Source organism: Promicromonospora kroppenstedtii DSM 19349, from assembly GCF_000515355.1.
GTDB classification, from domain to species: Bacteria; Actinomycetota; Actinomycetes; order Actinomycetales; family Cellulomonadaceae; genus Promicromonospora; species Promicromonospora kroppenstedtii.
Map to the genome: position 1 here is coordinate 1 of NZ_KI911708.1, position 2,480 is coordinate 2,480.

At 72.6% G+C, this 2,480-nt stretch carries 4 protein-coding genes; 3 read left to right on the forward strand and 1 reads right to left on the reverse strand.

Annotated features, from left to right (window positions below; all coding sequences use genetic code 11):
* The coding region (locus PROKR_RS19120) for a DUF6597 domain-containing transcriptional factor (protein ID WP_342665885.1) at positions 1 to 443 on the reverse strand (443 nt) is incomplete at its 3' end.
* A 43-nt stretch (positions 444 to 486) separates the two neighbouring features.
* Here PROKR_RS19120 and PROKR_RS19125 point away from each other — a divergent pair.
* The 3 genes from PROKR_RS19125 to PROKR_RS19130 all read left to right on the forward strand — a co-directional run.
* Complete coding sequence (locus PROKR_RS19125; RefSeq protein WP_036965818.1) at positions 487 to 939, forward strand: VOC family protein; 453 nt, start codon at positions 487 to 489, stop codon at positions 937 to 939.
* 88 nt (positions 940 to 1,027) lie between these two features.
* Positions 1,028 to 1,201, forward strand: a complete 174-nt coding sequence (locus PROKR_RS31700) for a DUF4236 domain-containing protein (protein ID WP_020014001.1) — start codon at positions 1,028 to 1,030, stop codon at positions 1,199 to 1,201.
* Positions 1,202 to 1,301: 100 nt separating this feature from the next.
* A partial coding sequence (locus PROKR_RS19130; protein WP_051433150.1) for a deoxyguanosinetriphosphate triphosphohydrolase occupies positions 1,302 to 2,480 on the forward strand: 1,179 nt, incomplete at its 3' end.

A 2,480-nucleotide genomic window follows, 5' to 3' on the forward strand; every position in this document is an offset into this window, starting at 1 on the left:
AGGAACGCGGCCGGCCCGACGGCGCCACGCTCCCCCGCGTGCGTCAGCCTGAGCAGGGCGCGGTAGCCGCCGGGGCGCAGCTTGGTGCCGACCACGGCGCCGGACCCGGACAGGGTGCGCCGGTCGACCGGCGCGAGCGGCATGGCGTAGGCGAGATAGCCCGTGCGCTCCGCGACCACCTGGCCCACCGGGTGTGGCAGGACGTTCTGCGTGAAGGTGACGCCGGGCGGCAGGTCCCAGGTGATCACCCAGTGCCAGTCCACGAGGTCGGCGAGGTCGGGCGCGGGCTCGACGCGCGCCAGCGCGAACCGGTCGCGCGCCCGCACGGGGTTCACGATGCCGAGGGTGGGGCCGGACTCCAGGGCGCTCCCCGCAGCGCTTCCGGCTGAGACTCCGGCCGGGAGCGCGCCCGCCGAGATCTCGCCGTCGAACACCTGTCGCATTCTTCCAAGACTGGCACACCCGGGACGCGCGAGCATCGGTCACATGAAGAACTCAGCCCTGCACCCCAACATCGCCGTGTCCGACGCCCGGGCCGCCATCGCGTTCTACGAGGCCGCGCTGGGCGCCGAGACGCTCGACGTGATCACCGCCGGCGACGCCGTGATCCACTCCGACCTGGTCCTGCGGTCCGCCGCGGGCGAGTCCACGTTCACCGTGGCCGGCGCGTTCCCGCCCGACTCGGCGGCTCCCGAGCCAGGCGCGCCGACGCACGCGAGCTTCACGATCCCGGTCGAGGACACCGACGCCGCCTACGCGCGCGCGATCGAGGCCGGAGCAAGCAGCCTGGCCGAGCCGGCCGACTGGTTCGAGGGGTTCCGGCAGGCCGCGGTGCGCTGCCCGTTCGGGCACCGCTGGTACTTCGTGACGGTGGCGGACTCGGTCACGGCCGACGACGTCCAGCGCGCCAGTGACGCCTGGGTCGCGGCCCGCGACTGACGACCGTCTGACACGCTCCCTGATGCGGTTTGCCGGGCTAGCGCGGTTCGGTACGCTTTGCCCCGACTCAGGGAGGAACAGAAGCACCATGGGAATCAGGTATCGCAAGCGGCTGTCGTTCGGACCGCTCAAGTTCAACATCACGCAGCGGGGCCTGTCGTCGATGAGCTTCAAGGTGGGTCCCTGGACCTGGAACTCCAAGACCAAGAAGCACTCGATCAACCTCCCCGGCGGTCTGAGCTGGTACAGCAACAACAAGTGACGCGGCGCGGCGGAGGCAGTGCCCTGCCTCCGCCGGCGACGGCCCGTCGACCGAGGCCACGGAGCCGCGTGATTCCGGGATTCCCGACCGCGTGGCTAGAGTGGCCAGCGTGGAGCAAGCCCCCGGGAAGAGCATCCCGCCGTCGTACAGCGCGCAGGACGTCGAGCGCTGGGTGACCGAACCGCCCAAGTCGCGGGCCCGGACCCCGTTCGAACGCGACCGCGGGCGCGTGGTGCACTCCTCCGCGCTGCGCCGGCTCGGCGCCAAGACCCAGGTGCTCGGCGCGGGCCACGACGACTTCGTGCGCACGCGCCTGACCCACTCCCTCGAGGTCGCCCAGGTGGGCCGCGGCATGGGGCGCTCGCTCGGCTGCGACCCCGACGTGGTCGACACCGCCTGCCTCACGCACGACCTGGGACACCCGCCCTTCGGGCACAACGGCGAGACCGCCCTGGCCGAGATCGCCGAGCCGATCGGCGGCTTCGAGGGCAACGCGCAGACCCTGCGCCTGCTGACCCGGCTGGAACCCAAGGTGATCGGGTTCGACGGCGTGCCCGCCGGCCTCAACCTGACCCGCGCCAGCCTCGACGCGAGCGTCAAGTACCCGTGGGCGTACGGCGCGGGCCCGGCCCGGCCGGACGGCACGGCGAGCCGCAAGTTCGGCGTCTACCCGGACGACGCGCCCGTGTTCACCTGGCTGCGCAAGGACGCGCCCGACGGCGTCAAGTGCCTGGAGGCGCAGGTCATGGACCTCGCCGACGACATCAGCTACTCCGTGCACGACGTCGAGGACGGCGTCGTGGCGGGCCGCGTCGACCTGGACCTCATGGCGGACGCCGAGGAGCGGGCGCGCGTGGCCGAGTACGTGCGGTCCTGGTACGGCGAGTGGTACCGGGCCGACGCGATCGACGCCGCCATCGGCCGGCTGCAGGAGTACCTGCACGGCGAGGGCCACCTGGTACGGGCCTTCGACGGGTCGCGCGGCTCGCTGGCCTCGCTGAAGGACATGACGAGCCAGCTCATCGGCCGGTTCATCGGAGCCGCGATCGACGCGACCCGCGCCGAGTACGGCGACGGCGCGCTGACGCGGTACGCCGCGCGGCTCGTGGTGCCCGACGAGATCGAGCACGAGATCCTCGCCCTGAAGGGCATCGCGGTGGCCTACGTGATGGCGCCCAGGGGCCAGGAGCCCCGCTACCTGCGGGAGCGGGAGATCCTGACCGACCTGGTGCGCGTGCTCGCCGATCGCGGGCCCGACGAGCTGGAGCCGCCGCTCGCC

Excerpts from the sequence above, each read along its gene's own strand:
- PROKR_RS31700 (WP_020014001.1), top strand. The coding sequence starts at position 1,028 with ATGGGAATCAGGTATCGCAAGCGGCTGTCGTTCGGACCGCTCAAGTTC.
- PROKR_RS19125 (WP_036965818.1), top strand. The coding sequence starts at position 487 with ATGAAGAACTCAGCCCTGCACCCCAACATCGCCGTGTCCGACGCCCGG.